Here is a 26686-nt window from a genome sequence, read left to right on the forward strand (position 1 = left end):
CGAAAGGTGGTGTAATCCTATGACTCAATTGTTACAAAGTCCAAACCGTACGACGACATTGGTTTCTGAAAAACCTAATTTTGATTGGCGAACAGTCAGCCGATTAATGCTCCTCTCACGTGCTCTTGATGACATAGAAGAACAAGAGCTTGTACCAGAAAAATTGGTGTTTAATCAGTTTTCTGCTCGTGGGCACGATTTTGCTCAAATTCTTTTAGGGTCACTTTTGACGCATCCTCACGACGCCGCTACGGGCTACTATCGTTCCAGACCGTTTGTCATGAGTTTGGGTATCGAATTAGATGAAGTCGTTGCATCGCCGTTGGCTAAGGCAGGAGGTTACAGTGATGGACGAGATATCGGTGTCGTTTGCAATTACCCCAATGTAAATCGAAACGGTGCTATGTTATTTCCAATGTGTGGCGGCGTTGGTGCGCAATATTCACCGATCTCCGGTTGGGCACAATCCATTCTGTATCATCGGAATCAGCTAAAAGACGAGCGCTATAAAGGTGCGATAGCTGTCTCGATGGGAGGAGATTCTTCCATGTCGACGAGTGGCTTTTGGGCGGCATTAAACATCTCAACCACCAATAATTTACCGCATCTCTTTTACATTGAAGATAATGGATACGGTATTTCGGTCCCTCAAGAAGTTCAAACACCGGGTGGTGATCAGGTCGCCAATCTCAAAGCTTACAAACACCTCAAAATCATCGATGGTGATGGCACTGACCCAGAATTGACGCCCATGTTGATTAAAGAAGCAGTTGAATATGTTCGATCCGGTCGAGGAACGTGTTTGCTACGCTTAAAAGTCCCCCGTTTATGTGGCCATACTTTCCAAGATACTCAAACGTACAAATCCGCAGATTTTATTGCACAAGAGCAAGCCAAAGACCCATTGCCTAAACTAAGACGCTATCTATTGGGTAAGGGCTTAATTACGGATGAAGGATGGCAGGCGTTAGAAGATGAATGTCTGACGGCAATTCGCGATTCTGTTGATAGAGCGAAACAACGTCCGCAGCCCGATCCAGAAAGTCTAACTCGATATGTATACGCTGAAAAAGATCAAGTTCAGCTTCGAGGTGGGTTGGCAGCCAGTGGGTATACTTTTCCTGTGCAAAGTGTGCAACCTAAGCCAGAAGGCGCGCGTTTAAATATGCTCACTGCGATCCGCAAGACATTGGACTATGAGCTTGAGACAAACCCTAAGGTTCTTGTCTTTGGTGAAGACGTGGGTCCAAAAGGCGGTGTTCATGCGGCGACACTTGGGCTAAATGAAAAATTTGGCAACCAGCGAGTGTTTGATACCAGCTTATCTGAGGAGGGCATTATTGGTCGCTCGGTAGGGCTGGCCTTGAGTGGCTTAATGCCGGTGCCGGAGATTCAATTTCGTAAATACGCAGAGCCTGCGGCAGAGCAATTGTCTGATACTGGGATTATGCGCTGGCGCACTAACAATCAATTTGCAGCTCCCATGGTGGTTCGAATTCCAGGAGGTTTTGCACGTCGAGGTGACCCTTGGCATTCCATGAGTGATGAGGTGGAATGGGCGCATAAAGTGGGTTGGCAGTTAGCCATGCCGTCGAATGCTGAGGATGCAGTGGGGTTACTGCGTTACGCGCTTAGAGATAACAACCCGACTATCTTCTTTGAACATCGATCATTACTAGATAATAGCTGGTCACGTCGCCCATACCCTGGTGACGATTACGTCATTCCGTTTGGGCAAGCTAAGACCATTATTGCTGGCACAGCCCTAACCGTTATTTGCTGGGGCGCAATGGTGGAGCGCTGTGAAAAAGCGGCGTTCATGTTAGATATGAGTATAGAGGTGATTGACCTTCGTACCCTTCAGCCTTGGGATAAAGACGCGATACTGGCGTCAGTCGAGAAAACTGGACGTTGTTTGATTGTACATGAAGACAATAAAACCGCAGGCTTTGGTGCGGAGATCGTCGCAACCATAGCGGATGAGATGTTTTTCAGCTTAGATGCTCCGATTCAGCGTCTTACCATGCCTGATATCCCCAATCCCCATAATGCTTTGTTGTTAGAAAAAGCCGTACCGACTGAGCAAAGCATCGCCCAAGCTATGAAAAAGCTGATTGAAGTGTGAGGGAAAAACAATGAATGAACCCATGACGATTACTCTTCCTAAGGGGGCTTTAGAAGGGACGGCTGCCGTTCTATCGAGCTGGTTGGTTGGAAAAGGTGACTATGTTAGTAAAGGTGATCCGATCCTAGAGTTGGAAACGGACAAAGTATCGATGGAAGTGTGCGCTGAAGATGACGGGGCAATTGTCGATATTATTGCGAAATCCGGTGACGACGTGGATGAAAGCACGGTTCTTGGCTACTTAAATTGTGTCGATCAAAGAGGGGCTGAACAGACGATAGCACCTGATGTGAATACCGAGGTTAAAGAAAGCTCTGAGCCAAACCCGAAAGGAGCAAATGTCGACCACGAGACCACTAAACGGCATTTAGTTGGGCCTGCAGTGAGGAAACTTCAAAGAGAATACAATTTAAATCTGGAGACTATTACTGGAACAGGGAAAGGGGGGCGAATTACACGTGATGATGTTCTTACGTTTATCGCGTCAACTCAAATCAGGACAGAAGTAGATAAGCGTTGCGATACGCAGCATGAGCTAAACAGTGAACGTGTGCCCCACAGCGCCATGCGCAAAAAAATTGCAAGCCATATGGTAGACAGTTTACTACACACTTCTCCTCATGTGACGAGCGTTTTCGAAATGGATATGGGGCGTGTCATTGAGCATCGAAAGCAGTGCAAAATGGGATTTGAAGAGGCTGGTGTTAAGCTGACCTTTACGGCTTATTTCTTAGCTGCGAGTGCCAAAGCGATTCAAAAAGTGCCAGTGGTGAATTCGCGCTTTCACGAGGATTGTTTAGAAATCTTTAAAGACATTAATATCGGTGTTGGCACCGCATTGGGTGATGATGGACTCGTTGTTCCGGTCGTCAAACAGGTTCAAGCAATGAACTTGTTTGACATCGCTAGCGCGCTTCAACATCAAACTGACAAGGCTAGGCAAGGTAAACTGACTGCTGCGGATATGCGAGGTGGGACCTTTACCATCTCAAACCATGGCGTAAGTGGTAGCTTGTTTGCGGCCCCTATTATCATCAACCAGCCTCAAGTAGCGATACTGGGTATCGGGAAACTGGAAAAGAGAGCTGTCGTGGAAGAAGTGGAGGGTGCAGAGACCGTTGTCGTTCGGCCCAAATGTTATGTTTCGCTGTCGATTGATCACCGAGCATTAGATGCTTATCAGACGAACCTGTTTTTAAGTCATTTTGTTGAGGCGATAGAGCATTGGCCATTACATAAGTAGACGTAGGGCGAACCACGTAAAGTGAGTTCGCCCTTTTTTTACCTCTTATTTCAATAGCCATGTAACCAGTGATGGATAAAGCGCTACGATAGAAAGCGTTAACAATTGCAGCAAAACAAATGGGACGGCCCCTTTGTAGATCTCTGCCATGCTGATATCGCTGGCGGCGCTTCGTATGTAAAACAGTGCCATACCAACAGGAGGGGTTAAGAAGGATGTTTGCAAACACAACGCCATTAGAATCGCGACCCACACAGGATCAAAGCCAAAGTTGACCAAAATCGGCATGACCAGCGGGGCAATGATTAAGACTATTTCCATCCAATCCAAGAAAAATCCTAATAGAAAGATAATGAAAATCACGCAAAACAACACGCCTTCCGGACTCAGCGGTAAAGCGTACAGCGCGTTTTCAATGACTTCATCGCCACCATACCCGCGCAAGACAACTGAGAAGCAGGACGCCCCAAAGATAAGTGCATACAAGAAGGCGACGGAACGCCCAGTTTGATAGCAAACGATTCGTAAATCCTGCCATTTTAATCGACCAGAACTCCAAGCGAGAAGCGTGGCACCCGCTGCACCAATCCCAGAGGCTTCGGTGGGTGAAGCGATACCAGCGATGATTGATCCCAATACGGTAAGAACCAATAGCAGCGGCGCAAACAACGCTTTAGAGATATCTAAAATGATGTCGAATTTACTAATGCCGCCGTCTTCTTCTAAAACCAATTTGGGCATGTTGGAAGGTTTAAGCAGCGCATAAATAAAGATAAAAAGCACAAAACTGGTAGCGAGTAACAGACCCGGAACGATGGCGCCCATAAACAGGTCGCCAACCGGGATTCGTAGTTGATCGCCCATCACAACCAGCATGATAGAAGGCGGTACCAGAATACCAAGGCAGCCTGTTGCGCCGACAGTCCCTGCGCTGATCCATTTTGCGTATCCTGCTTTAAACATAGTGGGCAACGCGATGGTGGACAGCAAAACTACCGAAGCACCAATAATCCCAGTAGAGGCAGCCAGTACGACACCAATCAACACCACGGCGATTGCTAATCCGCCTGGTGTCTTACCCAACACACGGCGCATAGCTTCAATTAAGCGCTCTGCAATGCCAGACCGATCCAGCATGTAACCCATAAAAATGAACATCGACATGGGGATAAGCGAATAGCTGGATATGGTGGAGAATGTCCGATTGGCGACAAAACCAATGGTTCGTAACTCAGCGACGTCGTAGATCTCAAATGAAACAAGTATGCTGCCTAACGTCGCGAATAATACGCCGACACCACCTAAGATAAAGGCGACTGGAAAGCCAGAAAAAAGAATGAGCATGAAGCTTGAGAACAGTAGAAATACGAATAACTCACTCATGGTGCGTCCCCTTATTTACTGACGTTGATGGGGCGGATGCGCCGTTTGGTTGAATTAAAAAAGCTACGTTACGCAATAGAATGGCAACACCTTGGAGAGCCAGCAAACTTAAGCCAAGTGCCATCACACCTTTGATAATGTAGCGAGCGGGCAAGCCAGAGGGCATGGGTGAGCCTTCGCGTAACGACCAAGAGTAACTGGCGATTCCCCATGCATGCCACGAAACGAGAATGACGTAAGGAAACAGCAAAAATAAGATGCCTAGAATCTCGACCCAAGCGCGGCGTTTGGGACTGAATCTACTGTGGAGTATGTCCACTCGAATGTGTTCGTCTGCTTGGTAGGTGTAAGCTAAGCAGGACATGACTACAATGGCGTTTAAATGCCATTGCACTTCTTCTAATTCAACTAAGCCGATGTTAAACACGTAGCGCAAAATAACGTTGATCAAGATAGTTAAGATCAGCAGCGGCAGAATGAGAGAGCCCACCTTGCCGACAGCGACCGACAGGGCTTCTATTTTATGTGCTATGGAGTTTATGCTGCGCATAAAAAAATACTCCGATTGTGTAGGGTAAGGAAGAGAGTGCGGGTGTAAAGGGCAAAACCGAGAATCCTGGGAGCGAGATTCTCGGTTTTACTAGACGTTAACTGCCTTTATATTCTGACCATAACGCTATTTTTTCGCGGTAGCTGTTAAGTGAATCTAACGTGCGCTTGAAGTCAGCATCTTTACTTGCCGCTTCTTGCATCACTTCCTCGGTGCCTTTTTTGAACTCGGCCAGTACTTCAGGAGGGAAGGATTTAATCTCTGTGCCAGCCGCTTTGAATTGAGTAATCGCATCAGAGTTGGCAGCGGTCGTGGACGTGACGGTCCATAACTGCGTTTCACGACAGGTATCTTCGATCAAACCTTGCTGTGCTGGGCTCATCGAGTCCCATTTACGCTTGTTGATGATGAGCTCATTGACCGCGGCAGGTTGATGCCAGCCAGGTAAGTAGTAGTATTTAGCGACTTTTTCAAATCCCATTGCAACGTCAATTGCTGGCATAGAAAACTCAGTTCCATCTATGACGCCGCGCTCTAAATTAGGGTAAATATCACCACCACCAAGCAATACGACTGATGCGCCGGCTTTTTTCATAACTTCACCTGCAAGTCCTGCAAAGCGAATTTTTTTGCCGTCTAAGTCATCGATGGAGTTAATTTCGAAGTTGTACCAACCACCCGCTTCAGCATCCATCAGGCCGCATGGCACGGTTACAACACCTTGTTTGGCATAAATATCACGCCAAATTTCAAGGCCGCCGCCATTATGTACCCAATCCAACATCTCTAACGCTGACGGACCAAATGGGATGCCGCCGAAAAGTTGTAGGGCAGGGAATCGCCCAGCAACGTAAAGCGGTGAGGTGTAGCCAGCATCCAGTGTGCCTTGCTGTACCGCGTCAAAGATCTCTAGGGAAGGAACGAGTTTCCCGGCGGAGTAAAGTTTTACTTTAATGTCTTCTGAGGTGGTTTTGAGCCTATCGGCTAAATGCTGAGCACTTTGTCCACTGGCAGGCAGTGTCAGTGGCCAGGCACTTTGAATATCTAAGCGGACTGGAGCTGCTGTTGCTCCAATGGATCCCAATACGGCTATGGATGAAATTACAGCTGTGACAAATGGCTTGTAACACATAGGGTCTCTCCTTGTTGGTGCTCGCGATCTAAAGATGAATTGAGCTTCCTTGTTGGTGCTCACCATCGAAAGATAACTTGAGCTGCATTTGGCGGTTTGATCCGCATTAATTTTTATTTGAACTTTAATTCGACTCACCTGAGAGAGTCATAATGCAGTGTTATAAAAACACATTTATATTTGAAAGTTCAAATAAAAAATCATGTATTCAAGTATTGTGCCAAGCTAATTTTTTACGAATTTTTTGCTTTTTGAGGCTAAAGGTTGCAGCGTTGATACAGTCTATAAAGTGGTGGATTTTTTATAAAATATTGATTTTTAAAGAATTTTTTGTTTTATGCTTGTTTTGTGATGTGATGAAGAGAGTGTGAGGTAGTTTTATTTGTTATGATTTTTTTTGTTAAAAAAAATGTGTTTGATTGAGAAAAAAATATAAGAGCACCATGTTTGAGCATTAATCTCTCATGAGATAACAATGGCGCTTAATAAGGGCATGGATGAGGGGAGGGGGAGTGTGTTGGCGTTCTAGGCTCAGTGCTCTGGTAAATTATGAAAAAGCTCTTCCAATAGTTTGTTGAGTCTTTGGATTTTGGCCTCAGTAAGCCCTTTGAAGCTTTGTTTGAATAGATCTCTTGTGGCAAAACGAATGTCTTGAACAGCGTCTAGGCCTTTTTCGGTGATCATGACTTCTGTCACGCGACCATCATCGCTTCTCACTCTGGTGTCGACCAAGCCATCTTGCTTCATTCGTTGAATGATTTTTGTCACAGTAGGTAGCTTTGCGATCGCATGAAGGGCAATCTCTGAGACGCTGCAGGTGCCTTCTTCTTTTAACGTCATCAAGATTCGCCATCTTGGAATATCGAGGTTCACTTTTTTTAGTGCTTTTTCAACAGCAGCGCTGTAGCGGCCATGAACTTGATTTAACCAGTAAAAAGGAAAGTCTTCTTTATGAAAGTCATCACTTCCAGGGTTAAATCGTTGACTTCTTGGTGATCTTGATTTACTGCTCATAAAGATTCCTTGATTGTAATTCTTTTGAGAATGTACAAAGAAAGGCAAATCTAGTCAATTGAATTTTCAATTATCAACATTGATAATGATTATCAATTATCTTTATATTGGTGCGTTTTGTTGGATAATGGTCAGCAGATTGCTGACCATTATTCGAAGCTAAAGTTACCAGCAGGGGCCTTTTTCGGCCTCCAGTTTACGAACCATTGCTGTGTAGAATTTATCGGCAAAGCCGCTATCTTTAATTAGCATCTGCGTCAGGTTTGCGCACTTTTCTTGTATATTCTGTTCGAGCGTTACATCTTCACCACCTAGTGCGCCAGACGTGACTTGAATTTCCGCTGCGCGTTGTACGGTCCATAGCAGGAAGAAAGTTCGCTCTATATCGAATTCCCCCACGGCGATACCGTGGTTTCGTAAGACTAGAATGTGCTTTTGTCCGAGGCTCTCTAGCATGCGGCTTTTTTCGTCATCAAATAATGTGATGCCCTCAAAGTCATGATAACCAACACGTCCATAGAGTTGTGCTCCGTAGAAGCTGTCGTGGTTAAAGCCCTGTTTTTTCATTGCGACAGCGGACACTTCGTTCGTATGGGTGTGAATGACACAGTGTATGTCGTCTCGTGCAGCGTGTATGGCACCGTGAAGCGCAAAGCCTGCTGGATTACCATCGTATGGTGAATCATCAAGCTTTTGACCGTTGACATCGACTTTGATTAGATTCTCTGGCGTGATTTCTGTGTAATTCAGGCCAAATGGATTCACTAGATACTCGCCTTCAATGTGAGGGAGACGAGCTGAAATGTGATTGAAGATGGTTTCTGTCCAGCCAAAAAAATCTATTAAGCGGTAACAATAAGCCAGCTTTACGCGAAGTGCCCATTCTTCTTCGCTGATGTGGGTGGGTCGTTGTGCTGAATGATTCATGTTGTGTCCCTTTTATAAATTCATGGTTTTGTCAGTGTTAAGATTGCGTGTTAGATAAAGGTTGTGAAGCAACAAAGTGAGTTAGGTCCAGGAGTTGCTTTGTAGTCGGCATTGGAATGCTGATTTTCTCAGCCAGTTCTAAGACGGCGTAGCCAATTGCGTCAAGCTCTAGGGTTTGATTGGCTTCGTAGTCCTGTAGCATTGACGTTTTTACTGCGCCCATGCCAGCTCCGAGCTCCATAAAGGTATAGGGGTCAAAGCGAATTCGGGCTCCGTAGGCGGCCGCAACCAGCATCACTTCATCAAGTATTTTACGCACCAGAAGTTTCAAGCGTTGGTCACTGTACAATTGCTCCAATGTGCCTTTGGTCACAACAGAGAGTGGGTTTGAAGTAAGGTTGGCGGCTACTTTGGTCCATATCTGATCACGGATGTTGTCCGTAGCGCGTGCTTCGATTCCTGCATCTTCTATGACTTTACGCACTTGTTCGAGTCGATCACTCATCTCGTGATTGATTTCCCCTAATACAATCAGGTGAGGGTTGGTGGAGGTGACCACGCCGGGTGCATTTCTGAATGCGGTGATAAACACCACGCAGCCAATAAGATGAGGGTGAGGGAGTAGTTTGCTTACACTTCCTTCAGGGTCGATGGCTTGAATGGTGTCCCCAGAGAAGCGCCCTTCAACCCCTTGGAAATACCACCACGGAATGCCGTTCACTACAGGTATGACAATGGTTTCTTCATGTAGCATAGGCTTGATGAGCTTCAGCATGGCAGGCAAAGCGGGGGCTTTGCAGCAAATGAAAATGAGATCTTGCGGGCCAATTTCTTCTGCTGAATCTGAGGCAAAGACCTTGACTGTGTGTTCGCCATCTATATCAGTGAGACGAATACCTGTGCTTTTCAGTGTTTCAAGCGTGGCACCCCGAGCGAGTACTTTAACATTTTGCCCTGATTCAGATAGACGGGCGGCGAGTGTGCATCCAATAGCGCCAGCGCCAGCAATACAAATGTTCATAATCAACAATTCCTTTTTAAAAAAAAGGAGAGAGTCCCAAAGGTATGAGAGCTCTCTCCAACTGCTGGTAAACGTTGTTTCTTGGGTCTATTAGCTAGAGAGTAATTCTTGGTGCTTGCTCGCTAGGCCCAAGTAAGCCTCGATCACCTTGGGGTCGTTAGCGAGTTCTGCTGCAGGACCTTGCATCGCTACTTGTCCTCCTTCGAGAACATAGGCATAGTCTGCGACTTTTAAGGCTGCACGTGCGTTTTGCTCCACCAGAAGGATTGATACGCCTTGGCTTCGCAGATCAGCAAAAATACGAAATATCTCACGCGTAATTAAGGGAGCTAATCCTAAGCTCGGCTCGTCTAGCATCAAGAGTTTCGGCTTACTCATCATGGCACGACCAATGGCTAGCATTTGTCGCTCGCCACCAGATAAGGTGCCTGCTTGTTGTTGGCGGCGCTCCTCTAAGCGTGGGAAAAGCTTATAAATTTCGCCCAGAGTTTGGTCGTAACTTTTATCACCACGACGGTAGCGTTGAAATGCTCCGAGCAATAGGTTGTCTTGAACCGACATAGTGGCAAACAGCTCGCGCTTTTCCGGTACTAATCCGAGACCATGGCCTACAAGGGTTTCAACATTTGGGCTGATAAAATCTTTGCCATTAAAGTGGATCGTGCCTTTGGAGGGGAGAATCCCCATAATGGCTGATAACAGTGTTGTTTTACCGGCACCATTTGGACCAATAACGGTGACCAATTTCCCTTCTTTTAGAGTTAAATCGATACCAGTTAGTGCCTCTACTTTGCCGTAAGCAACATGAAGGTCGCGGACATCTAAAAGGTTTTTCTCTGTTGATTGAGTCATTATTCTGCGCCTCCCAAGTAAGCTTCCAAGACAGCGGGATTGCTTTGAATTTCTTCGGGTAAGCCTTCTGCAATCTTTTCACCGAATTCCATCACGACAATTCGATCGGCCAGATTCATCACAAAGTCCATGTCATGTTCAACCAATAGAATGGCGAGGCCCTCTTGTCGAAGTTTTTGGAGTAGCTCTGCAAGCGCTTGCTTCTCTTTGTGTCTTAGCCCTGCCGCAGGTTCGTCTAGGAGTAACACGCAGGGATCAGCACAAAGTGCGCGGGCAATTTCAAGAATACGTTGCTGACCGAGAGATAGGCTGCCCGCTTCGGTATAAAGGTGTTCGCCTAAACCCACGCGTTCAAGCTGGAATTGTGCTTCTTTTAGAAGGCGCTGCTCTTCTTCGCGTTCAATATGAAGCGATGCGCTAATAATGCCTTTATTGCCACGCATGTGAGTACCCAATGCCACGTTTTCTAACACCGTCATTGTGGTGAGGAGTTTTACGTGCTGAAAGGTACGACTCATGCCCATGTGTGCCACCTCGCGAGAGGTTTTGCCTTTTAAGCTTTGGTCTAAAAACAGTACTTCACCTTCGCTTGGTGTATCGACCGCAGAAAGCTGATTAAACATCGTGCTTTTACCCGCGCCATTTGGGCCGATTAGAGCAAGTACTTCGCCCGCATGCAGCTGTAGGTTCATTTGGTTGTTGGCCACCAAACCACCGAAGCGGCGAGTAACGTTGCGAGCTTCTAATACTAACTGGCCTTTTTCGGGCAAATCGCGGCGTGGTAGATTCTCAGCAGAAGCGTCGACTTTTATGTGGTTCTGATTGCGCCAAGACGCCGGTGCGAGTCTTACGAGCAAAGGCCAGATCCCGCCTGGAGAACGTTGCATCATAAAAACGATTAGCAGACCTAACACAATCGTTTCGTATTGCCCATTGCCTCCCATGATTAGGGGTAGCCAATCTTGAAGCCATTGCTTGAGCATGGTTAAAATGCCAGCACCCAGTAATGCTCCCCAAACGCTGCCGACACCACCAATTAATGCCATAAATAGGTAATCAATACCCATGCTAAGTCCAAAAGGTGTTGGATTAACAAAGCGTTGAGTGTGCGCATAAAGCCAGCCTGAAATACCAGCGAATAGGGCGGAGATTAAGAAGATAACCATTTTTGAGCGGAACGTATTCACGCCCATAGATTCCGCCATTAATTGACCACCTTTTAGAGCTCGAATAGCGCGACCTTCACGGGAATTAAGGAGGTTGCTGGTAATCCAAACAGCAGCCAACAAAATGACCCAAATCAGGTAATAGATTTTCTCACCTTTATCAAGAACGACACCAAACAGACTCAAAGAGGGTAAGCCGCTGATGCCTGTGTGACCGCCCATAGAACTCATGGTGCCAAACAAGTAATACAGTGAAATACCCCAAGCAATCGTGCCAAGCGGTAAATAATGTCCAGATAATTTAAGGGTTAAAGCGCCAAGAAATAAAGCCACCGCAGCGGTTAATAACAAACCGATCAGCAAGCCAATCCAAGGAGATCCTGCTGACCAAGCCAGCCAGCTTGGTAGTTGCTCTGTTGTCGTTAGGTAAGCGGTGGAATATGCGCCAAGCCCAACAAAAGCCGCTTGGCCAAAGCTGGTCATGCCACCAACGCCTGTTAGTAATACCAAACCCAATACAACGAGAGCGTACAGACCGATATAGTTCAGTAGAGTAACCTGAAACGTTGGTAGTACTTGGGGTGCAATGGCGAGTAAGACTAAGCCAATGATAATTAAGTAACGTGGTTTCATTTATTCTTCATCCTCTACGCTATGGCTATTCATCGAGCGCCAGATTAAGAATGGGATAATCAGGGTGAAAACGATGATTTCTTTGTAGTTACTTGCCCAAAACATGGAAAAGGCTTCGATCATTCCCACTGCGACGGCACCGATAGCGGCAATCGGGTAGCTAACTAGGCCGCCAATAATGGCTCCAACGAAACCTTTTAAACTGATAATGAAGCCAGAGTCGTAATACAGAGTGGTGATTGGGGCGATCAATATTCCTGATGCGCTACCAATAAAGGCGGCTAAGGCAAACGTAGCTTTGCCTGCAAAGACAGGCGAGATGCCCTGTAAGCGAGCGCCCATCCTATTCACAGCGGTAGCGCGCAGTGCTTTGCCATAAAGCGTGCGTTCAAAAGCGATGAACAATGTCACGATAAGGAAAATCGATACCAGAATGACCCACAGTGTTTGGCTTTTTAGCATCACAGACCCTAATCGGAAGTTTGAGTCCGAGAAAGGTTCTGTGCGAGCGCCCTCGGGGCCAAACAGTAATAGGCCGATACCTACCATCGCGACGTGAAGCGCTATGGATACAATCAGTAAAACCAGCGCTGGTGCTTCCGCCAATGGTTGGAAGAAGAGGCGGTACATAATGGGACCAATTGGCACAATTAAGCATAGTGTTAAGACGACTTGTAGGGCCATTGGAATCTCTGACAGCGGAAGCTGGTTCAGAAGGCCGATCATAATGACGACATAGCTTAGTTTAAGTGCGATGACTTTGAGTTTTTTAGGCTCTGCTCGGTGCTTGAGGTATTGGTATAGGTCCAGTGCACAATCGATTAGGACAAGTCCCAGCAGCAACCATTCTATATTGGGGGCTTTGCCCATTTGCATGGCTGCCATCGTCAGTGCGCCAAATGTAACGAATTCTCCTAGTGGGATGAGAAGTATTCGAGTAACCGTAAAAACCAACAAAATTGACAGGGCCAATAAGGCGTATATGGCCCCATTGGTTAAGCCATCCTGTCCAAGCAGTGTGGCAATCTGAATGTTCATTTGGAGTGATTCCTTTTGTTCTCATCGATCTTTGTGACTTCGCGGACACATTTATTAATTATTGTATTGCTGGGGGAGGCTGGGGTTGTGTTTGCCTCCCCCTTTAGACAGAGCGAGTTACTTCACTAATGCCCATTTGCCATCTTTGACCGTAATCAAAACGCGACCACGTTCGTCGAAGCCACTGTGGTCTTCAGGCGTCATGTTGTATACGCCTTGTGTTGCTGGCATTTCTTTGGTGTTTTCAAGTGCATCACGAAGTGCGCTACGAAACTCTGCTGATCCTGGTTTGCCGGACTTAAGAGCGGTTGGAATAGCGTTTTCGAGAAGCAGGCCTGCATCCAAAACATTGCCGCCGAAAGTAGCCGGGGTCTCGCCATAAAGTGCTTTGTAATCGGTGATGTATTTGGTGGCGATTTCTTTAGAGTCGCTGCTTGGAACTTCGTCTAATACCAGCATAGAGCTTGCAGCCAGAATGGTCCCTTCGACCGCTTTTCCGCCTAGGCGAAGGAACGGATCGAGTGCAGCGCCGTGAGTCTGATAGATTTCTCCGCCGTACCCTTGATCTTTAAGAGTGGTTTGAGGCATGACTGATGAGCTACCTGGAGCGGCAATTAAAACCGCATCAGGGTTGGCCAGTAGAACTTTTAAGCTCTGGCCTGTTACCGAGGTGTCTTGGCGCTGGAATTTCTCGTTTGCAACAATTTCAATGCCAGCATTTTTAGTTAGGTCTTTCATAACCTTGGCCCAGTTTTCACCGTAAGGATCCGCCGTGCCAATAAGACCAATGGTTTTAACCCCCGTTGCTTTCATATGGCCGACCAATGCATCAGCAATAAGGTCGTCGTTTTGCGTGGTTTTAAATACCCATTTCTTTTGTTCGGTCATTGGTAAAACAACTGCTGCCGTCCCTACGGGTGCCAGCATTGGTGTGCCGGATTCAGCGGCGAACTGAATAACGCCCATTGCGTTGCCAGAACCACTGGGGCCGATGATGGCATCAACTTTCTCTTCATCAATTAATTTCTTAAACGCCTTAACTGTGGCAGTAGGGTCGCTGCCGTCATCCAGTGGGATGTATGTAATCGTCTCGCCGCCAACGGATGTCGGGAGCAGAGGAACAGTGTTTTTCTGAGGGATACCCACCAGTGCTATGGGGCCGGTACTAGAGCTTACGACGCCGATTTTGATATCAGCATGCGCAATAGGAGTGAGTAATGTAGAGCTTAGGAATAAGGTTGAAATTAATTTCTTGGGTGTCATAGGAGTTTCCTTTTGTAGCGAACACTAGGTGAGTTTAAGTGTTACCCGCCCTTATAAACCTCATTAACTGTGACTTAAGCGGGCGTCATTCTTGTTATCAGCATTCATTAAATGGATGCATATTTCTTTATTGTTCGAAATTTAGCTTGCCACTGTTTTTTGTAAAAAACAACATAAAAAAACGACAAAAATACACCTAAAAAACCTCAAAAAAAATTTCTAAAAGTTAATTCCTGATTTCCTCTGGATGATTTGAGAAGAGAAAAAATATCTATTTTTTGTTTAAAATCAAATGTATATAGCATTATTTTATCGATTTTAATCTGAAAACTTGATTTTTTGGAATTTTAGGCTTGCTCTTTTTATTGATGTTTAAATTGAAAAATTAGTTGACAAATAAACTAATTAATACGACCTTATGAGTATTCGTTATACATTGATTTAATGTTTTTTGAGTGCTGCAAACTGGATGTTGGATGACGTGATTTATGTTGTTGTTCGATGGAGACGGAGAAGTTCTTAAACTTTTTATTAATGCAGTAAAAACAATAAGAATCTTCAATTGAACAGTACGCTCTACCCAGAGAGTCAGTAGCTAAGTCTGCATTAGAGGAGTTAATTATGAGTCTGAATTACAAAGGTACGCCTAACCAAGAAAAGCCCTCAGGATCAGTATTTGATGCTTTGGGGACTGACGATTTTCAACAGGTAATGGATGACATTAGAGTTCGTGCTCGTAACAACGAGTTCGATAGTCAGCAGTTCATTAGCCAAGATGTCATTGAGCAGTTTCGACGTTTAGGTATTTATCGTGCCTTAGTTTCAAAGAAATTCGGTGGCGATGAAATAACCCCAGCTCAGTTCTGTGAGGTGGTAGAGGAAATTTCTAAGGCAGACGGTTCGGCAGGCTGGGTAGCTAGTTTTGGTATTGGTGCTATCTATCTTTCCGCATTGCCAGTGCCGACGTTAGAGAAAATCTATGCTGATTCACCTGATGTTGTTTTCGCTGGGGGTATCTTTCCACCTCAAGCTGCGGAACTTAGTGCAGGAAATTACAATGTAAAAGGCCGTTGGAGCTGGTCTAGCGGCTCCAAAGGAGCAGATATGGTGGGCGTGGGTATTTTGCCCAAAGATAGTGAAGGCGAAACGATCGGAGCGCCACGCATGGCCGTTATGCCTGCAAGTAAGCTAACAATTGAGCATAACTGGGATGTGACTGGGATGGCCGGCACGGGAAGTCATGATTTAGTTGTGAACAATGTTGATGTGCCTGAAGAATGGACCTGTATCCGAGGCGGTGCGTCGAGCTTAGATGGGCCTTTATTTCGTTATCCATCACTGTCTCTAGCGACTCAAGTTTTGGCGGTCGTAGGTTTGGGTATCGCGCGTGCGGCGCTGGACGAACTTAAAGCGATGGCGGCAGGCCGCGCGTCAGTGACTGGAGCCCCCAACATTGGCGAACGTCCTCTCACTCAAGCAGAAGTCGCAAAAGCGGATGCCGATCTACGCGCAGCGCGTTGCTTCTTTTATGAGTCAATCAATGATGCTTGGCAGACATTAGAGAAGAACGAAGAGTTGTCTGTAGAGCAAATCAATTTATTACGTCTTTCTTCGACGCATGCGTCTCGAGTGGGTGCTGATGTTGCGCGTAAAGTGCAAATGGTATCCGGTATGACAGGCGTATATAAAGCCAGCCCTCTGTCTCGCTTTGTCAACGATGCGCAAGTTGTTACTCAGCATGCATTCATGGGCGATATTACTTGGCAGAACGCCGGAGCCATCTTCTTCGGACAAAAACCGTTACCAGGATACTTATAAGGCAAGCCTGCAAGTATCTGTTTTAGACACAGTCATTGATTATTGGAGAAACATATTATGAGCGACAAAAAACCATTACGCGTCTTGTTCTGCATGGGTATTAACCAGAATTTCATGGACGCACCACGTGAAGAGCAATTAGACGTGTGGGCAGCATTCGGTGAAATGTGGAATGGCATTCATGATATGGATGGTGTTGAAGTCATCGGCAATATGGATGACGACCAAAGCATGGTGGGACCATCTGCTGGCTACCCTTGGACGACATACCTTCTAGCGGACGTTAAAGACTACGATACCGTGGTTGCGTGCTGTAATTTGCTACGTTCAACGGCCGTGGGTGATACGCCTTACAAACTATGGCGTTACGTGAAAATCGAATCTCGAATTGGCCGTGAACTGATTGTTCAACGCGCTTAAGACTAACGATATAGGAAGGGTACAAGTATGAAAAACACGAATGATCTAGAAGCGATATTGGCACGAGTTGATGCCTTAGAAAGTGACCGCGCAATTCGTGCTTGTATCAATCGTTATATGGACTTGTGTGATCATCTAAACCCATCTACACCGCTGGATGAATTGGGTGATTTGTTCACCGAAGACGCTAAGTGGGAAGGCAAAGGTGCCCGTTATGCTAAGAGCTTTGGTGGCTATGAAGGCCGTGACGCCATTGTGGGCATGTTGTCCAAATACACTGTTGAGCCAGCACATTTTTCTTTAAATGTGCATTACCTGTCATCCGAAGTGATTCGTGTGGACGGTGATCAGGCTTTCGGTAGTTGGAACATGATTCAAGTGTCGAGCTTTAGTGCAGGGGGTTCTCATTTGAACAGTGCGCGTTTGAGTGTGTCGTTCCGCCGCGATGACGGTGTTTGGAGAATGGCACACTTTCAAACCGAGAATCTGTTCAGTCGCCCAGTATCAGATTGGAATGATGACGCCACGTTGCCTGTGCCGAAATAAACGGATGCAAGCGCAATAGGGTCTATATCAAAAAGATTAAAGAGAGTAAGAAGATGAGCGAATTAATTGAATTAAAGAATATCAGTCAAAAAGCGGCCGATATGGTGGAAGAGGGTCGTGTCCACAAAGCGTTGTATTCAGACCCAGAAATTTTTGAAGAAGAGCTTGATAAAGTGTTCCAAAACACTTGGGTCTATATCGGGCATGAGAGTGAAGTGCCAGATGCAGGCAGCTTCAAAACAGCGTTTGTTGGTCGTCACCCTGTCATCTTGAGCCGTGACCGTAAAAAGAATTTACATGTTTTGTTGAACCGCTGTCGTCACCGTGGTGCAACGGTATGTGAAGGCCGTAAAGGTAAAACCAAAGCCTTTACTTGCCCATACCATGGCTGGGGTTACGGTCTAGACGGTGGTTTACGTGCGATTCCAAAAGCAGAAGAGTACGAAGGTGTATTGGATAAAAACGATTTGCCATTGGAAAGCTTGCGTCATGAGTCCTATCAAGGCTTGGTATTTGCGACGTTTAAAGACGACATTGAGCCACTAGAAGATTTCTTGGGTGGCGCGAAAAAATGGATCGATCTGTTTGTTAAACAAGGCGGCGGTTACCCATTAAAAGTATTGGGCGAGCATCGCTTTAACTTCCCAGGTAACTGGAAAATCCAGCTTGAAAACACCACGGATGCTTACCACTTCCCAATTATCCATAAGTCTTTTATCAGCTCGTTGGATGATGCCACGGCGGACATTTTTGATTTCCTAGATGGCGATGGTTTTGTAGAAGACCTAGGTCATGGTCACAGTGTCATGGTGATGATCCCTGATCTTGTGGATTTAGAAGACGACTTAGACCAACCGATTCCTGAGCGTTTCGAAGATCTTGCGCAAGCATTGCGTGACGAAGGTCAAGACGAAGAGCAAGTGAAACGCCTAGTCCGCGCTGCTCACGGTACTGGCTTCAACTTGAACTTATTCCCTAACGTCTCTTGTTCAATGGCGTTCTTCCGCGTATTGCGTCCAGTAAGCGCTGAGGTGACAGAAATTCAACACGTTGCTCTAGGTGGCGAAGGCGCTCCAGCTCCATTTAACCGTAAGCGCATGCGTTTACACGAACACTTCCAAGGGCCTATGGGCTTCGGAACACCTGATGATGGTGAAGCGTGGGAGCGTGTTCAGAAAGGATCTATGGCGGGTAAAGATGGCTGGATTCTGGTTAACCGTGGTATGGAGAATTTGCATACATCTCCAGATGGTAATGTCGCGGGTGCCGTGTGTTCTGAGACCGGCATGCGTGGTGCGTACCAAAAATACAAGCAAATGATGGCTGCCGAAGGGGAGAAATAAGATGACCATTAATACAGACCTGCTTAACAAAGCAACGGCATTTATCTGGCACGAAGCTGATCTATTGGATCACAAAGAATATCAAGATTGGTTGTCTCTTTGGGATCAGAACGGTTTATACATTGTACCTGCCGACAACAGCGAAACGGATTATGAAAACACTCTGAACCTAGCATTAGATGACGCTGATATGCGCCGTATGCGTGTGGCTCGCTTGGAAAGCGGTGAATCTGTGTCGGCTGGATCGGTCAGTGGTACGGTGCGCATGGTTTCCCGCTTACGTATCTTGGAAGAAACGGCAGACAGTGTAGTTGTTCGCTGCGCGATGACATTGAACGAATTGCGTCACGGTAACCTTGTGTCGTATCCGGCTGATGTAGAGTACCGCTTGAAGCCTACCGGCGACAGCTTTGTGATCGAACGTAAAGTGGTCAAGCTGATGCATGCTGACGGGTTCTTACGCACAGTAAGTTTCATCTTTTAACGGTTTTTCAAGACCCAAAAAGAGGGCGAAAAAATGTCTCAATCTACACAATCAAACGTGGCACTGGTAACCGGTGCTGCGCAAGGGCTAGGTTTTCATATCGCATCGCGATTGTTTGCGGCAGGTTTTCGTGTGGTATTAACGGATGCTAATGGCGAAGCGGCGAAAGCCGCTGCGCTTTCCCTAGATTCTGACGGGAAAAACGCCATTGCTTGTGAGTTGAATATCGCCAAGAAATCCGATTTTGAAGCAGCATTAAAATTTGCCCTAGCTGAATTTGGTGCGTTGCATGTGGCGGTTAATAACGCTGCAGTAACGAAGGCCACGCCTGTCATGGATATTTCCCCAGAAGAGTTTAATGAAGTGGTGAATATCAATCTTGGCGGTGTGTTTGTTGGTTGCCAGGTGTTGGGTAAACACATGGCTGAACAAGGCTATGGCCGCATTATTAATATGTCGTCTTTGGCGGGGCAAAATGGAGGCACTTCAACGGGTGCTCATTACGCGGCCTCTAAAGGCGGTATTTTGACCGTTACTAAAGTCTTTGCCAAAGAGCTTGCTAGCAAAGGTGTGACGGTAAACGCCATCGCTCCCGGACCAATTGATTCGCCTATGGTGTCCGCATTGGTGCCGGAAGAGCGTTTACCAACCTTGTTGGGGGCTATTCCAGTTGGACAACTGGGTGATGCAGACTTTATTGGTGACATGGTCGTGCAATTTGCTCGTCCAGAAGCCTACTTCACCACCGGAACAACGTGGGATGTCAATGGCGGTTTGTTTATGCGTTAAGCTGCCTTGTGTGCTTAACGAGTTTTATTTGAGTTATATCTGTGAACCAAGGTCCCGACTTCGGCCTGGGTCGGGAGGAGAGTTGCATGTCTGAAACATTATTGAAAGTCGTTGTTCGTAAACGAGAAAACCACACTGATGGTGTGATGGCTTTAGAGCTTGCGAGCCTCAATGGTGAGGCATTGCCAGCTTTTGAGGCCGGTGCGCATGTTGATGTGCATTTAAGTGATGACCTAATCCGTCAGTATTCACTCTGTAGTGACCCTGCGGACACCAGCGCTTATCGCTTAGGTATTTTAAAAGATCCGAACTCTCGTGGTGGATCTGTTGCCGCCCATCTTAATTTACAAGAGGGTACCGAGTTAACCATTGGTGTTCCGCGTAACCATTTTCCGTTAGAGAGCAGTGCGAAGCGCTCAATATTGATTGGCGGCGGTATCGGTATCACGCCAATGATTGCGATGGCGTATTCCTTGAAGGCGGAAAACAAAGCGTTTGAATTGCATTATTGCAGTCGTTCGCCTGAAACAAGCGGATTCTTAGATGAATTAGCGTCGTGCTCATTCTCCAGTCATGTTGATTTGCATTTTGACTCTGAAGATCAGCGCTTAGATTTGGAAACCGTTTTAAAAGATGCGGATACCGACACCCATCTTTATGTGTGCGGTCCAAACGGCTTTATGGATTGGGTGATTAGCACAGCAAAAAATCTCGGGATGGCAGATAGCAACGTACACAAAGAGTTTTTTAACGTCGAGGTTGAAACCGGTGGTGCGAGCTTTGAGGTCGTTGCTGAACAAAGCGGCGTTACGGTACAGGTCGGCGAAAACGAAAGTATTGCCGATGCGCTAAAAGCAGCTGGTGTGAAAGTTAAAGTTTCCTGCGAGCAGGGGACATGTGGTACTTGCCTTTGTGATGTGATTGAAGGGACTCCAGAGCACCGTGACGTTTACTTAACGGAAGAAGAGAAAGAAGACAACGACCAAATTACTTTGTGTTGTTCTCGTTCACTTTCTCCTCGCCTTGTCCTTGATATTTAATACTCCCTAAAAAGGGTAGGAGATTACCATGATAGATACAAAATTATTCCGCGATGGCATGTCTTTACTGGGTGGCGCTGTGTCCGTAATCACGACCGATGGTGAAGCTGGACGTTTTGGTTTTACTGCTACGGCGGTAACCAGTGTGACCGATGAGCCGCCAACGTTGTTGGTGTGTATGAACCGCAATTCATTCGCTAATCCGCATTTTAAAAAGAATGCCGTATTGTGTGTGAACGTATTGCAAAGCCATCACCAAGGCGTTTCTTGGGATTTTGCTAACCGCGATCTAAACAGCGAAGAGCGGTTTGCTAAACATGAATGGACAACGTTGAAAACGGGCGCGCCTGCGTTGGATGAGGCGTTGGTAAGTTTTGACTGTGAAATTCATGAAAGCCATGAAATTGGATCGCATACGGTATTTTATTGCCGCGTAAAAGATGCAAAAGTGGGCGAAGATGGCCAAGGTTTAGTGTATTTCAATCGAGCATACCATTGCTTGAATGAGCAGTCTGCCGCTCAAGCTAAGTAAATCTAAGACACCTTAGTGAGCAAGTCTAACTACTCATCTTTTTAGGATCGAGATCTCCAAGCGTCTTCCCGATGGGTCGGCCTTACCGAATTCAAAGGATTGTTTTGGTCAAGTGCCGATCTAGCGTTGGCGAAGATGGCAACGCAAAATCATTTTTTCGGTGAAGTACTCACTGCCTATCATGTAGTCATACAGCGGTTGCGTGACGTGACTAAAATGTTTGATTTCTGACTTGCTTCTTAATTTAACTCGATAGACGTGGATGCGTTTAAAGAGCACCAGTAGGCGGTTTATTTATGAAAAACAACATCGATCTGAATGAAATGGGCTTGTGCCAAATGCTACGCGCTATAGAAGAGGGCGTGTGTACCACCGAAGCGTTGATAGATGCGTGTTTCGATCGCATAGAGGCCCGAGAATCTGACGTTGGCGCATGGCAAATTAAACGTACTCGTGACGAGTATCTTGCCTACTATCAAGCTAATAAAGCGTTTTTTGATGCCAGTCTGCTAAAGGGCTTGCCACTGGGTGTGAAAGATATTATCGATACTCAGGAAATGCCCACAGAAATGGGATCGCCGATCCATGTTGGCCGACAGCCTGTGGAAGACGCGACGTGTGTCGCCTTAATTCGTGCGGCAGGTGGTATCGTATTAGGGAAAACCGTCACCACAGAGTTTGCTTATTTTAAGCCCGGTAAGACCAAAAACCCCGCTGACTTAGAGCGCACACCGGGTGGATCGTCCAGTGGTTCAGCAGCAGCCATTGCAGACAACATGGTGCCTATGGCTCTGGGTTCTCAAACCGCAGCGTCAGTCATTCGCCCAGCGGCATACTGTGGCGCGATTGGTTACGTAGGAAGCCGAGGAGAGTTCTCCTTGCGTGGTGGTCAACCCTTGGCCCAATCTCTAGACTCTCTCGGATTGTTCGCACGCCATGTTGAAGACATTCAGTTTTTAAGAGCCATACTCTTGCGTCAACCTGTTTCCATCGCGGAAAACAAATCGGTCGCGCCAAAATGCGTCATGGTTTGTCACGGTGATAGCGTGGGTGAAACATCAAGCGCTATGAAAGACGCCACTGAGAAAGCGCTCCAATTACTTAAATCACAAGGTGTTAAAGTGATTGAGTTAGACGCTGGCAACCGCATCAAAGACATGGTTAATCATCACGTCAATATCATGGCTTGGGAAGTATGTCGTAATTTGGCCATAGAGTCTTTTCAGAAAAATCAACTCAGTGATCCTTTAGCCGCGTTAATGGAGCAAGGCTTAAATATGGATCGTTCAACCTATATTGAATCCTTACAAGCTGCGCAAGCGTGTCAAGAGTGGCTATGGCGTCACGCGCCAGAGGCTGATGTGATACTGGCGCCAGCTGCATCAGATATCGCACCGCTTGGTCACGGAGCGACTGGAGCACCGCATATGAGTCGACCTTGGCAAGCTATGGGGCTGCCAGTGATAAACGTACCTGGCATGACAGATGAAAATGCAGTGCCGCTAGGGTTGCAGCTTGTCGGAAAGTACCGAGAAGACGATGCCTTGCTGGGTCACGCGGGTTGGTTAAAAGAATTGCTTAATTAAGTGAAATGGCAACAAAAAAAGTGTGATTTATATCAATCTATGCTATTACATATATAGTGAAAGTTAATCTTTACTGATTAAGTTCGCTCAAATGTTTTGGTGCCCTTGTTCAAATCAACGCAAGATCAAGGGCACTAGGCCATTAGGGCCAAAAAGGACGACTAGGAGAATCGCTCGGATAGCAGACTGAGTTCCAATTTTTACGTCAGCTGGATATGACTAAAAAAATAATAAAAAGGTTTTCATATGAGCCATCGTTCTATACCTATTCAATTCTGTTTTTCTTCAGACTTTGAAGATTACAAAGAATGCATTGTTAACTACAAAAACATATCCGTTTTATACTATCAGTTCTACGCGTCAACTGATCACACTAAGGTCGTCGCCGATGGCTGTGCGGATATTCAGTTTTGTTGTGATCAAGATAATGCATCCTCCACCGTCTGGGGTTCTGTTCTAGCGCCTCAATCTATCGAATTTAACGCCGGCAAAATCTATTATGGTATTAGACTATCGACTTCAGTCAGTAGGCGATTGTCCTTCTTACACTATGCTGAGCTTATTAATAAAGGTGTTTCGTTATCGGGACTGAATGATTTTGGTAGTGAGCTTTCAGAGAAGATAACACACGCGAAGAGTTTCAAAGAGCGTATTTTGCTGACTCAAAAATGGTTACTTGATTTAGGCTTCTTTGAGCCTCAGAAAATGGATTTTATTGATTATAGTATTGATAAAATTTTGGAAGAAAAGGGCAATTTAAAAGTCTCTGACCTATCTGAATATATCGGTTCGAGCGAACGTCTTATTAGAGACAAGTTTACTCAAGCGGTTGGCATGTCGCCTAAACAATTCTGTAGAGTCGTTCGATTTCAAAGCTTGATTGAGTATATTATTTTTAATGAATGCAAAGACTCATTTTCCCTGAATGATCTGACGTTATCGTCTTACTATGATGAATCTCATTTATCAAAAGAAGTAAAATACTTTTCTGGTTTAACGCCTAAGCAGTTTATCAATCAAACGTCTAATATTGTTATAAAAAGAAACGCCGTCTCAACCACTCAACACTAAAAAAAAGCGGTCACCTAAATGAATTAGGTGACCGCTTTGCTTATCTTCTTAAGAGCTTACGATAATATACATTGGATATTTGTGTAAGCTAACAAGCCTTCCTCGCCAAACTCAACGCCAAGTCCTGATGCTTTGGTTCCACCAAAAGGAGAGTTCGGTTGTACAGCGCCGTGTTTATTAATCCAAACGCTTCCGCACTCCAGTTTTGATGCAATATCGTTTGCTTTAGCCATATCGGTTGACCAGACGGAGCCGCCTAGACCAGCATCGTTATCATTCGCCATAGCGATGGCTTCTTCAACGGTATCGAAAGGAATAATCGGCAGAGCTGGACCAAACTGTTCATTTTGAACTAGAGGGTTTTTATTGTCCTCGACGGCCACTAATGTAATCGGGAAGAATAACCCTTTAGGATCTTCCAGTGGTCCACCTAGCAGTACTTTACCGCCTTGTTCAACGGACTGCGTAACCAAGCTATTCACAATATCAAACTGCATTTTGTTTTGAACGGGGCCAAGTTCCGCGCCTTCTTCAAAGCCATCACCCACTTTAATGTTTTTGGCAAAGTTGGTTAATGACTCGCAGACTTGGTCATAGATGGATCGATGAACGTATAGGCGTTTCATTGCCGCACACGTTTGACCGTTATTGATAAAAGCACCCCAGAATAACCCTGGTGCAATCGCTTCTGGATCACAATCTGGGAGTACAATACCCGCATCATTTCCGCCCAGTTCGAGTGTTAGGTGTTTTAACGTCTCCGCTGCAGACGACATGACTTTTTTGCCCGTCGCGGTCGATCCAGTGAAAACAATTTTATTAATGTCTGGATGATTCGATAGCGCAGCGCCTAGCTCGTCGCCCCCCGTAACACTATTGATGACACCTTTTGGTAACACAGCGTTCATCAGCTCAATCACACGAAGAGTAGAGAGCGGTGTGTAAGGGGAAGGTTTACAAACAACCGTGTTGCCTGATAGAAGTGCAGGAATAACATGCCAAATAGCAATGAGCACAGGCCAGTTCCAGGGTGTTATAGAAGCAACAACGCCTAATGGACGGCGATGCATTTCAACACGACCGTTTTCGTCATCTTGCAGTACTTTAACAGGCAGTTCTAATGACGCAGTATAGCGCGCCCAAGCAACCGCTCCGCCGATTTCAAACATCGAACCAAGCGATGCGCCGATTGGCTTGCCTTGCTCTTTAGTGATAATCGCAGCGATCTCTTCGCTATTTTTCTCAAGTACATCAGCAATTTTGTTGATGTAGTTTTGGCGCTCTGAGTAGGCCAGAGAGGACCATGCAGGGAATGCATCACGAGCACTTTGAATGATCGTGTTTAATTCGTCTAACGTTGCTTTTGGTGCTTCTGCTATAAGCTCTGAAGTGGATGGGTTGTACACATTGAAAGAATCAAGTGTAGACATTGTTTTACCATTACTGATCAAGTGATAGCTGTTCATTTTTAAACTCCATTATTTGTTTTTTATTTTTCTTGAAATTACGTTCATCTCGATAGTAATTTCATTTAAGTTTATTGGCGTTTTAAAGTATTGCAAAAATCAGACATTGATAAATTTGTTGTCACCAAAAAGCGAATCTTAATGGAAGCGTATTTTTTCTAAGTAAGTACTGTTTTTCAGATGATTTATATAGCTGTTTGGCGTTGTTTTAAGTAAGGATTTGAATTCACGTGAAAAGTGAGATTGATCATAGAATCCCAAGTTGTAGGCAATGTCAGATGGCTTGATTTCGGTATTTAAGTTGATGTTATAAATAGCAAATTGACAACGTACTATGCGACAAAAGGCTTTAGGAGTAATGCCGGTATCATTGATAAATTGTCGCTGAATCGTTCTGCTCGTGTAGCCTGTTAGTGCTTCGAGGTTGGTGATCTGTACATCGCCTTTTAAATGGAAAATATGAGCAATGACTTCTTGGGTGAGAGTCGAATGATTTCTGATGCCAAACTTAATCAGAAAATCTGAAAAGATATCAACTTGGTTGGTAAAGCAGCCTTGACTGACAATATTTTCGAATACATCGCTGATACTGTGTGTCGTTTCATCGAAGCTAGGTCTCTGATTAACGAGATCAGACGCAGAAATGTCGAGAAAATTTGGAATGCAAGCGGGCGACATTCGAACACCAAAGTAGCGATGCTGATGGATGAAATCGACACTTTGAGCTTCAAGAGTTGTTCCGCAGACAATTGCAGACGGCTTAGAGCTGTCGCAATCAAATAAAATATCAATACAGCCATCTGGAATGACATTCGTTACATCTACCGAAGCTTTCGCTTCAAAGCTGTAGAAATGCGAGATAAATGGAACACTGGAAATCTTGACCGAGTATTCGCCAGCGGAACAGAATACAAACCATGGTTGTTTAGAGCGAATATTCGCAATACTAAGATCTTTAGATACTTTGTTCATAGCCACTCCTTAAAATTTTTCTTTTAATTAAAATACATAGAGCGACGTTTGTATTGTAAGAAACGGCAGATTATCGCTATTCCGTAAAGATCGAGGCTTCGAATGGCGGTCTTTGAGGTGCTTAGATGAGCTATTTTAGCGGTTACTGATTGATCTAATTGAATTATTAAATCAAAGCGAATGGATCTGAGTAGGGCCAGAGATTTTAAAATATTTAGATGATTTCAATTTTATACCTTGAGTCAGGCGCTCTTGGCTGATTTTTAACTCGA

General features: G+C 45.6%; 24 protein-coding genes. 12 read left to right on the forward strand and 12 right to left on the reverse strand.

Annotation, left to right across the window (positions count from 1 at the left end; genetic code table 11):
- The first annotated feature begins 19 nt into the window (after nucleotides 1–19).
- Together DN730_RS00600 and DN730_RS00605 are read left to right on the forward strand one after the other, a co-directional pair.
- Nucleotides 20–2125: an alpha-ketoacid dehydrogenase subunit alpha/beta gene (locus DN730_RS00600; protein WP_115466174.1), complete on the forward strand. Its 2106-nt coding sequence runs from the start codon at nucleotides 20–22 to the stop codon at nucleotides 2123–2125.
- A gap of 10 nt (nucleotides 2126–2135) precedes the next feature.
- The gene (locus DN730_RS00605; protein WP_115466175.1) at nucleotides 2136–3368 is read left to right on the forward strand and encodes a dihydrolipoamide acetyltransferase family protein; all 1233 of its coding nucleotides are present in this window, start codon (nucleotides 2136–2138) and stop codon (nucleotides 3366–3368) included.
- Nucleotides 3369–3413: 45 nt separating this feature from the next.
- On the opposite strand, the gene DN730_RS00610 is transcribed toward DN730_RS00605, so the two are convergent.
- From DN730_RS00610 to DN730_RS00655, 10 genes are all read right to left on the reverse strand, one after another.
- A complete protein-coding gene (locus tag DN730_RS00610) occupies nucleotides 3414–4751 on the reverse strand; it encodes a TRAP transporter large permease (RefSeq protein WP_115466176.1) in 1338 nt (445 codons plus the stop codon).
- Complete coding sequence (locus DN730_RS00615; RefSeq protein WP_115466177.1) at nucleotides 4744–5301, reverse strand: TRAP transporter small permease subunit; 558 nt, start codon at nucleotides 5299–5301, stop codon at nucleotides 4744–4746. Before DN730_RS00615 ends, DN730_RS00610 begins: the two co-directional genes overlap by 8 nt.
- 97 nt (nucleotides 5302–5398) lie before the next feature.
- On the reverse strand, nucleotides 5399–6433 hold the full coding sequence (locus DN730_RS00620) for a TRAP transporter substrate-binding protein (protein ID WP_115466178.1): 1035 nt from the start codon (nucleotides 6431–6433) through the stop codon (nucleotides 5399–5401).
- A gap of 531 nt (nucleotides 6434–6964) precedes the next feature.
- Nucleotides 6965–7447: a MarR family winged helix-turn-helix transcriptional regulator gene (locus tag DN730_RS00625; protein WP_115466179.1), complete on the reverse strand. Its 483-nt coding sequence runs from the start codon at nucleotides 7445–7447 to the stop codon at nucleotides 6965–6967.
- A gap of 165 nt (nucleotides 7448–7612) precedes the next feature.
- Nucleotides 7613–8374: a class II aldolase/adducin family protein gene (locus DN730_RS00630; RefSeq protein WP_115466180.1), complete on the reverse strand. Its 762-nt coding sequence runs from the start codon at nucleotides 8372–8374 to the stop codon at nucleotides 7613–7615.
- A gap of 37 nt (nucleotides 8375–8411) precedes the next feature.
- Entirely contained in the window at nucleotides 8412–9395 is a 984-nt protein-coding gene (locus DN730_RS00635; protein WP_115466181.1) for a ketopantoate reductase family protein, read from the reverse strand.
- A 90-nt stretch (nucleotides 9396–9485) separates the two neighbouring features.
- Nucleotides 9486–10247 (reverse strand): ABC transporter ATP-binding protein, encoded by a 762-nt coding sequence (locus DN730_RS00640; RefSeq protein ID WP_115466182.1) that lies wholly within the window; start codon nucleotides 10245–10247, stop codon nucleotides 9486–9488.
- Nucleotides 10247–12046: a branched-chain amino acid ABC transporter ATP-binding protein/permease gene (locus DN730_RS00645; protein WP_115466183.1), complete on the reverse strand. Its 1800-nt coding sequence runs from the start codon at nucleotides 12044–12046 to the stop codon at nucleotides 10247–10249. Before DN730_RS00645 ends, DN730_RS00640 begins: the two co-directional genes overlap by 1 nt.
- A complete protein-coding gene (locus tag DN730_RS00650; RefSeq protein ID WP_115466184.1) occupies nucleotides 12047–13084 on the reverse strand; it encodes a branched-chain amino acid ABC transporter permease in 1038 nt (345 codons plus the stop codon).
- Between the two features lie 117 nt (nucleotides 13085–13201).
- The gene (locus DN730_RS00655) at nucleotides 13202–14347 is read right to left on the reverse strand and encodes an ABC transporter substrate-binding protein (protein ID WP_115466185.1); all 1146 of its coding nucleotides are present in this window, start codon (nucleotides 14345–14347) and stop codon (nucleotides 13202–13204) included.
- 621 nt (nucleotides 14348–14968) lie between these two features.
- Here DN730_RS00655 and DN730_RS00660 point away from each other — a divergent pair.
- The 10 genes from DN730_RS00660 to DN730_RS00705 all read left to right on the forward strand — a co-directional run bounded on the left by DN730_RS00660 (nucleotide 14969) and on the right by DN730_RS00705 (nucleotide 23976).
- Entirely contained in the window at nucleotides 14969–16165 is a 1197-nt protein-coding gene (locus DN730_RS00660; protein WP_115466186.1) for an acyl-CoA dehydrogenase family protein, read from the forward strand.
- A 57-nt stretch (nucleotides 16166–16222) separates the two neighbouring features.
- Complete coding sequence (locus tag DN730_RS00665) at nucleotides 16223–16585, forward strand: IacB protein (RefSeq protein WP_115466187.1); 363 nt, start codon at nucleotides 16223–16225, stop codon at nucleotides 16583–16585.
- A 27-nt stretch (nucleotides 16586–16612) separates the two neighbouring features.
- Entirely contained in the window at nucleotides 16613–17131 is a 519-nt protein-coding gene (locus DN730_RS00670; RefSeq protein ID WP_115466188.1) for a nuclear transport factor 2 family protein, read from the forward strand.
- 53 nt (nucleotides 17132–17184) lie between these two features.
- Nucleotides 17185–18474: an aromatic ring-hydroxylating oxygenase subunit alpha gene (locus DN730_RS00675; RefSeq protein ID WP_115466189.1), complete on the forward strand. Its 1290-nt coding sequence runs from the start codon at nucleotides 17185–17187 to the stop codon at nucleotides 18472–18474.
- Between the two features lies 1 nt (nucleotide 18475).
- Nucleotides 18476–18958: an aromatic-ring-hydroxylating dioxygenase subunit beta gene (locus tag DN730_RS00680; protein ID WP_115466190.1), complete on the forward strand. Its 483-nt coding sequence runs from the start codon at nucleotides 18476–18478 to the stop codon at nucleotides 18956–18958.
- 33 nt (nucleotides 18959–18991) lie between these two features.
- Nucleotides 18992–19747, forward strand: a complete 756-nt coding sequence (locus tag DN730_RS00685; protein ID WP_115466191.1) for an SDR family NAD(P)-dependent oxidoreductase — start codon at nucleotides 18992–18994, stop codon at nucleotides 19745–19747.
- An 86-nt stretch (nucleotides 19748–19833) separates the two neighbouring features.
- On the forward strand, nucleotides 19834–20787 hold the full coding sequence (locus DN730_RS00690; protein ID WP_115466192.1) for a PDR/VanB family oxidoreductase: 954 nt from the start codon (nucleotides 19834–19836) through the stop codon (nucleotides 20785–20787).
- Between the two features lie 28 nt (nucleotides 20788–20815).
- Nucleotides 20816–21319, forward strand: a complete 504-nt coding sequence (locus DN730_RS00695) for a flavin reductase (protein ID WP_115466193.1) — start codon at nucleotides 20816–20818, stop codon at nucleotides 21317–21319.
- A 296-nt stretch (nucleotides 21320–21615) separates the two neighbouring features.
- Nucleotides 21616–22905, forward strand: a complete 1290-nt coding sequence (locus DN730_RS00700; protein ID WP_115466194.1) for an amidase — start codon at nucleotides 21616–21618, stop codon at nucleotides 22903–22905.
- Between the two features lie 246 nt (nucleotides 22906–23151).
- Nucleotides 23152–23976, forward strand: coding sequence for a helix-turn-helix domain-containing protein (locus DN730_RS00705; RefSeq protein WP_115466195.1), 825 nt, complete (start codon nucleotides 23152–23154; stop codon nucleotides 23974–23976).
- 56 nt (nucleotides 23977–24032) lie between these two features.
- Here DN730_RS00705 and DN730_RS00710 read toward each other — a convergent pair whose 3' ends face one another.
- Together DN730_RS00710 and DN730_RS00715 are read right to left on the reverse strand one after the other, a co-directional pair.
- Nucleotides 24033–25442 carry an aldehyde dehydrogenase family protein gene (locus tag DN730_RS00710; RefSeq protein ID WP_115466196.1) on the reverse strand — a complete coding sequence of 470 codons (1410 nt, stop codon included), beginning with the start codon at nucleotides 25440–25442 and terminating at the stop codon, nucleotides 24033–24035.
- Between the two features lie 138 nt (nucleotides 25443–25580).
- Nucleotides 25581–26414, reverse strand: a complete 834-nt coding sequence (locus DN730_RS00715) for a helix-turn-helix domain-containing protein (RefSeq protein WP_115466197.1) — start codon at nucleotides 26412–26414, stop codon at nucleotides 25581–25583.
- Nucleotides 26415–26686: the final 272 nt, after the last annotated feature.

The organism is Marinomonas piezotolerans, from assembly GCF_003362755.1.
Taxonomy (GTDB): Bacteria; Pseudomonadota; Gammaproteobacteria; order Pseudomonadales; family Marinomonadaceae; genus Marinomonas; species Marinomonas piezotolerans.

Excerpts from the sequence above, each read along its gene's own strand:
- DN730_RS00645 (WP_115466183.1), bottom strand. The coding sequence starts at position 12,046 with ATGAAACCACGTTACTTAATTATCATTGGCTTAGTCTTACTCGCCATT.
- DN730_RS00635 (WP_115466181.1), bottom strand. The coding sequence starts at position 9,395 with ATGAACATTTGTATTGCTGGCGCTGGCGCTATTGGATGCACACTCGCC.
- DN730_RS00685 (WP_115466191.1), top strand. The coding sequence starts at position 18,992 with ATGTCTCAATCTACACAATCAAACGTGGCACTGGTAACCGGTGCTGCG.
- DN730_RS00660 (WP_115466186.1), top strand. The coding sequence starts at position 14,969 with ATGAGTCTGAATTACAAAGGTACGCCTAACCAAGAAAAGCCCTCAGGA.
- DN730_RS00695 (WP_115466193.1), top strand. The coding sequence starts at position 20,816 with ATGATAGATACAAAATTATTCCGCGATGGCATGTCTTTACTGGGTGGC.
- DN730_RS00620 (WP_115466178.1), bottom strand. The coding sequence starts at position 6,433 with ATGTGTTACAAGCCATTTGTCACAGCTGTAATTTCATCCATAGCCGTA.
- DN730_RS00630 (WP_115466180.1), bottom strand. The coding sequence starts at position 8,374 with ATGAATCATTCAGCACAACGACCCACCCACATCAGCGAAGAAGAATGG.
- DN730_RS00640 (WP_115466182.1), bottom strand. The coding sequence starts at position 10,247 with ATGACTCAATCAACAGAGAAAAACCTTTTAGATGTCCGCGACCTTCAT.
- DN730_RS00700 (WP_115466194.1), top strand. The coding sequence starts at position 21,616 with ATGAAAAACAACATCGATCTGAATGAAATGGGCTTGTGCCAAATGCTA.
- DN730_RS00705 (WP_115466195.1), top strand. The coding sequence starts at position 23,152 with ATGAGCCATCGTTCTATACCTATTCAATTCTGTTTTTCTTCAGACTTT.
- DN730_RS00615 (WP_115466177.1), bottom strand. The coding sequence starts at position 5,301 with ATGCGCAGCATAAACTCCATAGCACATAAAATAGAAGCCCTGTCGGTC.
- DN730_RS00680 (WP_115466190.1), top strand. The coding sequence starts at position 18,476 with ATGACCATTAATACAGACCTGCTTAACAAAGCAACGGCATTTATCTGG.
- DN730_RS00655 (WP_115466185.1), bottom strand. The coding sequence starts at position 14,347 with ATGACACCCAAGAAATTAATTTCAACCTTATTCCTAAGCTCTACATTA.
- DN730_RS00690 (WP_115466192.1), top strand. The coding sequence starts at position 19,834 with ATGTCTGAAACATTATTGAAAGTCGTTGTTCGTAAACGAGAAAACCAC.
- DN730_RS00665 (WP_115466187.1), top strand. The coding sequence starts at position 16,223 with ATGAGCGACAAAAAACCATTACGCGTCTTGTTCTGCATGGGTATTAAC.
- DN730_RS00670 (WP_115466188.1), top strand. The coding sequence starts at position 16,613 with ATGAAAAACACGAATGATCTAGAAGCGATATTGGCACGAGTTGATGCC.
- DN730_RS00625 (WP_115466179.1), bottom strand. The coding sequence starts at position 7,447 with ATGAGCAGTAAATCAAGATCACCAAGAAGTCAACGATTTAACCCTGGA.
- DN730_RS00600 (WP_115466174.1), top strand. The coding sequence starts at position 20 with ATGACTCAATTGTTACAAAGTCCAAACCGTACGACGACATTGGTTTCT.
- DN730_RS00650 (WP_115466184.1), bottom strand. The coding sequence starts at position 13,084 with ATGAACATTCAGATTGCCACACTGCTTGGACAGGATGGCTTAACCAAT.
- DN730_RS00605 (WP_115466175.1), top strand. The coding sequence starts at position 2,136 with ATGAATGAACCCATGACGATTACTCTTCCTAAGGGGGCTTTAGAAGGG.
- DN730_RS00710 (WP_115466196.1), bottom strand. The coding sequence starts at position 25,442 with ATGAACAGCTATCACTTGATCAGTAATGGTAAAACAATGTCTACACTT.
- DN730_RS00675 (WP_115466189.1), top strand. The coding sequence starts at position 17,185 with ATGAGCGAATTAATTGAATTAAAGAATATCAGTCAAAAAGCGGCCGAT.
- DN730_RS00610 (WP_115466176.1), bottom strand. The coding sequence starts at position 4,751 with ATGAGTGAGTTATTCGTATTTCTACTGTTCTCAAGCTTCATGCTCATT.
- DN730_RS00715 (WP_115466197.1), bottom strand. The coding sequence starts at position 26,414 with ATGAACAAAGTATCTAAAGATCTTAGTATTGCGAATATTCGCTCTAAA.